Annotated in this window: 5 protein-coding genes and 1 pseudogene; 2 read left to right on the top strand and 4 right to left on the bottom strand. The window is 75.4% G+C overall.

What is annotated here, in order from left to right; all coding sequences use genetic code 11:
* Together SACPADRAFT_RS0206355 and SACPADRAFT_RS0206360 are read left to right on the top strand one after the other, a co-directional pair.
* The coding region (locus SACPADRAFT_RS0206355) for a magnesium transporter (protein ID WP_028662268.1) at positions 1–947 on the top strand (947 nt) is incomplete at its 5' end.
* A 35-nt stretch (positions 948–982) separates the two neighbouring features.
* Positions 983–2134 carry an FAD-dependent monooxygenase gene (locus SACPADRAFT_RS0206360; RefSeq protein ID WP_007026282.1) on the top strand — a complete coding sequence of 384 codons (1152 nt, stop codon included), beginning with the start codon at positions 983–985 and terminating at the stop codon, positions 2132–2134.
* Between the two features lie 113 nt (positions 2135–2247).
* Here SACPADRAFT_RS0206360 and cobC read toward each other — a convergent pair whose 3' ends face one another.
* From cobC to SACPADRAFT_RS25905, 4 genes and pseudogenes are all read right to left on the bottom strand, one after another.
* The gene (gene cobC, locus SACPADRAFT_RS0206365) at positions 2248–3297 is read right to left on the bottom strand and encodes an Rv2231c family pyridoxal phosphate-dependent protein CobC (protein ID WP_007026283.1); all 1050 of its coding nucleotides are present in this window, start codon (positions 3295–3297) and stop codon (positions 2248–2250) included.
* Positions 3290–4633: a cobyrinate a,c-diamide synthase gene (locus tag SACPADRAFT_RS0206370; protein ID WP_007026284.1), complete on the bottom strand. Its 1344-nt coding sequence runs from the start codon at positions 4631–4633 to the stop codon at positions 3290–3292. Before SACPADRAFT_RS0206370 ends, cobC begins: the two co-directional genes overlap by 8 nt.
* Positions 4627–5229 (bottom strand): cob(I)yrinic acid a,c-diamide adenosyltransferase, encoded by a 603-nt coding sequence (cobO, locus tag SACPADRAFT_RS0206375; RefSeq protein WP_007026285.1) that lies wholly within the window; start codon positions 5227–5229, stop codon positions 4627–4629. The genes SACPADRAFT_RS0206370 and cobO overlap by 7 nt, the downstream gene beginning before the upstream one ends.
* Positions 5229–5506: pseudogene (locus SACPADRAFT_RS25905) on the bottom strand (hypothetical protein); the annotation flags it as partial. The pseudogene SACPADRAFT_RS25905 and the gene cobO, both read right to left, overlap by 1 nt.

A 5506-nucleotide genomic window follows, 5' to 3' on the forward strand; every position in this document is an offset into this window, starting at 1 on the left:
TCGGCACCGCCGCCGCCCACGCCACCCGCGCCGTTCCCACCGCGCGGCCGGACGAGCCGGTGGACGACGTGCTCACCGGGCTGCGCGGGCGGCGGTTCGACAGCGCCGCCGTCGTGGCAGTGTGCCGGGACGGGCGGCTGGCCGGACTGGCCACGATCGAGCGACTCCTGGCCGCCGCGCCGGGGACGACGGTGACCGACGTGATGGACCCGGATCCCCCGGTGGTGGCTCCCGGCACCGACGAGGAGGTGGCCGCGTGGACGGCGGTGCGCCGGGGTGAACCGGGGCTGCCGGTGGTGGACGAGGCGGGCGGCTTCCACGGCCTCGTGCCGCCCGACCGGCTGATGGCGGTGCTGCTCGCCGAGCACGACGAGGACCTGGCCCGGCTCGGTGGTTTCCTCGGCACCGCGTCGGCCGCGCGGGCCGCCAGCGGGGAACGGGTGCGGCGGCGCCTGTGGCACCGGCTGCCCTGGCTGCTCGTCGGGCTGCTCGGCGCGATGCTGTCCGCCGGGGTGGTCGGCGCGTTCGAGGACGTGCTGCGGCAGCAGGTGCTGTTGGCGTTCTTCGTGCCCGCCGTGGTCTACCTGGCCGACGCGGTGGGCACGCAGACCGAGACGCTGGTGGTGCGCGGGCTCTCCGTCGGCGTGCCGGTGCGGCGGGTGGCCGTGCGGGAGCTGGTGACCGGCCTGCTGATCGGCGTGTCGCTGGCCGTGGCGGCCACGGCGCTGACCCTGTGGGTGTGGGGCGACGGGCGGGTCGCCGTCGCCGTGGGGGTCGCGCTGGTGGCGGCGTGCTCGATCGCGACCGTGGTGGCGATGGTGCTGCCGTGGCTGCTGTCCCGGCTCGGGGTGGACCCGGTGTACGGGTCGGGGCCGCTGGCCACCGTGGTGCAGGACCTGCTGTCCATCCTGGTCTATCTCGCCGCGGCGACCGCGGTCGTAGGCTGACCCCCTGGCAGGTGTGGACCAAGGGGAGGGGCGACGTGCCGGACGCGATCGTGGTCGGCGGCGGGATCGGCGGGCTCAGCACGGCGGTGGGGCTGCGGCGGGCCGGGTGGCGGGTCACCGTCGCCGAGCGGGCACCGGAACTCACCGAGGTGGGGGCCGGGATCACGCTGTGGCCGAACGCGCTGCGCGCCCTCGACGAACTCGGCGTGGGCGAGGAGCTGCGGCCGCTGCTGACCCCGCAGGAATCCGGCGGGCTGCGTGATCCGCACGGCCGGGCGATCACGCGCATCGACGGCGCCGAGTTCGAACGTCGGCTCGGTCGCCCGCTCGTGGGGGTGCACCGGGCACGGCTGGTGGAGATCCTGCGCGCGGCGTTGCCGGACGACGCGCTGCGCACCGGCACCGAAGTGGTCTCGGTGACCGCGGACGGCGCGGTGACGTACCGGGACGGCGGCACGGTGCGGGCGGATCTGGTGGTGGGGGCGGACGGCCTCGGCAGCCGGGTGCGCGCGGCGCTGTGGCCGGGGCACGCGGACACCGCCTACGCGGGTTACACCGCGTTCCGGGCGGTCACCCGGCCCCGGACGGACGTGCCGCTCGGCGTCACGCTGGGTCCGGGCACGGAGTTCGGCACCGTGCCGCTGGCCGACGGCCGCCTGTACTGGTACGCCTCGTTCGTCGCGCCGGAGGGCGAGAGCCCGGACGACGTCAAGGCGTATCTGCGGTCCCGGCTGCGTGCCTGGCCCGCGTCGGTGCGCACGCTCGTCGACGCCACCCCCACCGACGCGATCCTGCACCACGACCTGCGGGTGCTGCGGCGCAGGCTGCCCGGCTACGTGCGCGGGCGGGTGGCGCTGCTCGGCGACGCCGCGCACGCGATGACCCCGTTCCTCGGGCAGGGCGGCTGCCAGGCCCTCGAGGACGCCGTCGTGCTCGCCGCCACGCTCGCGCAGCCGGACGACGTCCCCGCCGCCCTGGCGCACTACGACCGGCAGCGCAGGCCCCGCACACAACGCCTGGTGCGGACCTCGGCCCGCACCGGCGCCCTCGGCAACCGGCTGCGCAACCCGGCCCTGGTCGCCGTCCGCAACGCCGCCCTCCGCCGCGTCCCCCCGAAGTGGACCACCCGCGCCGTCACCGCCCCCGCCGAATGGACCCCACCGCCCCTCGCCCCTTCCCCGGCGTGAGGGGCGGGTGTGCCGTGAGGGGCACATTCGCTGCGTTGAGTGCAGTGAATGTGCCCCTCACGGCGTCACACGCAGGGAAGGTGCCCTTCACGGCACACCACCGGCCCCGTGGGTCAGCCGCCGAGGATGGTGCGGAGGGTTTTGAGGAACGGGTTCATGTCCTGCCGGACGGCGAGGCGGAGCCAGTCGGGGTCGAGACCGGGGAAGGTGTCGGCGCGGCGGACGGCGTAGCCCTCCTCGCGCAGGCGGTGGCGGACGCGGGCGCCGTCGGGGACGCGCAGCAGGACGAAGGGGCCGCGCGGGGTGCCCGGCACCTCGACGCCGAGATCGGCCAGGTCGCGCAGGCCGTCGATCAGGTCGGCGAGGTGGTTTTGGGCCTGCTCGGCCAGGGTCTCGGCCTCGGTGAGCGCTGCCGGGCGGCTGCACGCGGTCAGCGCCACGGCCGAGGGGGTGGACACCGACCACGGCGGCTGCACCGCCCGCAGTCGGTCGACGAGCTCCGGTTCGGCGAGGACGTATCCGGCGCGCAGGCCCGCGATGCCCCACGTCTTGGTGAGGCTGCGCAGTACCACCACCCCGGGCAGCCGCTCGCCCGCCAGGCTCTCCGGCTCCCCCGGCACGGCGTCCAGGAATGCCTCGTCCACCACCAGCACCCGGCCCGGCCGTGCCAACGCCCGCAGAGTCTCGGCCGGGTGCAACACCGAGGTCGGGTTCGTCGGGTTGCCGAGGAACACCAGGTCGGCGCTGTCCGGCACGGCCTCCGGGCGCAGCACGAAGCCGTCGGCGGGGTCCAGCGTCACCCGCCGCACCGGGTGCCCGGCCGCGCGCAGCGCCGCCTCCGGTTCGGTGAACTGCGGGTGCACCACCACCGCCTCGCGCGGGGCCAACGCGGTGGCGAGCAGGGTGAACGCCTCGGCCGCGCCCGCCGTGGGCAGCACGTCGGACGTCTCCCGCCCGTGCCGGGCGGCCACCGCGTCGGTGGCGCCGCGCACGTCCGGGTAGGCAGCCAGGTCGGTCAGGCACGCCGCCAGTTCGCGGCGCAGCCATCCGGGTGGTTCGGCCAGCCGCACGTTGACCGCGAGGTCCACCAGCCCGTCACCGACCTCGCGGTCGCCGTGGTGGTGCAGGTCGTACTCCACCTCACCGTCGACCAGTTCATCCATTGTGGACCGCCTGCGCGAACCGGCGGGCCAGGCCGGGATGCCCGGCCCAGTGCACGTGCAGGTACGAGGCGTGCAGCGTGGGCGTGGCGAAGCCCTCCGGTTCGCCGTCCCACTTCCACGCGGCCGGGGCGCCGTGCCGGGGTTCGACCACGGTGCGGTGGAACTCGTGTCCGGTGACCCGCTCCCCTGTCCCGGCCAGCACCGAGTCGGTCGGCGCGGTGGCACGCCGGTAGCCCAGCGCGCCACGCGTGGTCATCCGGGCGGTGGCGTCCAGCGCGCCCACCATCGGCTGCCCGTCCAGCTCCCGGCACAGATACAGCAACCCGGCGCACTCGGCCACCGCCGGCATCCCGCCCGCGATCGCGGCGGCCACCCGCCCGCGCAGTTCGGCGTTGTCGGAGATGTCGGCGACGTGCACCTCGGGGAACCCGCCCCCGAAATACAGCCCCGCGCAGCCGTCCGGCAGGGCACGGTCGTGGATCGGGTCCAGGTCGACCACGTCCACCCCCGCCGCGTCGAGCAGTTCGGTGGTCTCGGTGTAGCGGAAGGTGAACGCCTCCCCCGACGCCGCGGCCACCACGGACCGGCGCCCGCCGCCGAGGTCACCGAGCTCGTCGGCCGGGTTCCACGGCGGCGCGTGCAGCGCCGGGGCGGTGCCCGCCGCGCGCACGACGGCGTCGAGGTCCACCCCGCCGCGCACCCACTCGGCCAGCCGGGGCGCGAGCTTCCCGGCCTCCCCGGCCCGTTCCCCGGCGGGCACCAGCCCGAGGTGCCTGCCGGGCGCGTGCACGTCCTCCTCGCGCCGCAGCGCCCCCAGCACCGGAATGCCGGTGGGCTCCAGCGCCGCGCGGATCTCGTCCTCGTGGCGCTGGGAACCCAGCTTGTTCAGGATCACCCCGGCCAGCTCGACGTCCGGGTCGTAGCGGGCGAAGCCGAGCACCAGCGCCGCCACGCTACGACTGGCCGCGCTGGCGTCCACCACCAGCACCACCGGGGCGGAGACCAGCTTGGCGACGTGCGCGGTGGAGGCGTAGCCCTCGGTGGCCAGGGCGCCGTCGAACAGGCCCATCACACCCTCGATCACCGCGACCTCGGCCGCGCGGGCACCGTGCCGCAGCAACGGCACCAGCCGGTCCTCGCCCTGCAGGAACGGGTCGAGGTTGCGGGGCGGCAGGCCGGTGGCCACGGCGTGGTAGCTCGGGTCGATGAAGTCCGGGCCCACCTTGTGCCCGGACACCGCGACGCCGCGTTCGCGCAGCGCGGCCATCAGGCCGGTGGCGACGGTCGTCTTGCCGTGCCCGGAGCCGGGTGCGGCGACGACGATCCGGGCTACCACTCGATCCCCCGTTGACCCTTCTGCCCGGCGTCCATCGGGTGCTTCACCTTGGACATCTCCGCCACCAGGTCGGCGGAGTCCAGCAGCGCCTGCGGCGCCCGGCGGCCGGTGATCACCACGTGCTGGCGCCCCTCGCGGGCGCGCAGCGTCTCCACCACGTCGTCCACGTCGACCCAGCCCCAGTGCAGCGGGTAGGTGAACTCGTCGAGGACGTAGAAGTCGTGCCGCTGCTCGGCGATCCGGCGTTTGATCTCGGCCCAGCCCTCGCGGGCGTCGGCGGCGTGGTCGTCCTCGGTGCCCTTCTTGCGGGCCCAGCTCCAGCCCTCGCCCATCTTGTTCCACTCGACGCTGCCGCCCTCGCCGGTCGCGCCGAGCGTGCGCAGGGCGGACTCCTCGCCGACGCGCCACTTCGCGGACTTGACGAACTGGAACACGCCGATGTCCCAGCCCTGGTTCCACGCGCGCAGCGCCATGCCGAACGCGGCGGTGGACTTGCCCTTCATCTCACCGGTGTGCACGGCGAGGATCGGGCGGTGCCTGCGCTGCCGCGTGGTCAGGCCGTCGTCCGGCACGGTCTCCGGCTGTCCCTTGGGCATCAGGCACTCCTCCGGGTGTCGTGGGGTCGGGTGTCGTTCTCCGTCGGTCCGGTGCGCTGCCGCACCGCACCGGCCAGGGCGTCGGCGCGGACCTCACCCAGCGGCACGTGTTCGGCGCCGAGGTGCTCGGCCAGCCGGGCGGCCAGGCCCAGGCGCATCCGTCCGGTCTCGCAGTCGACCACCACACTGTCCACACCGGATTCGTTCAACAGCCGGGCGGCGCGGTGCGAGCGGTCGACGGCGTCCGGTCCGCTGGTGGCGCGGCCGTCGGTGACCA

Source organism: Saccharomonospora iraqiensis subsp. paurometabolica YIM 90007, from assembly GCF_000231035.2.
In the GTDB taxonomy this organism is placed as follows: Bacteria; Actinomycetota; Actinomycetes; order Mycobacteriales; family Pseudonocardiaceae; genus Saccharomonospora; species Saccharomonospora paurometabolica.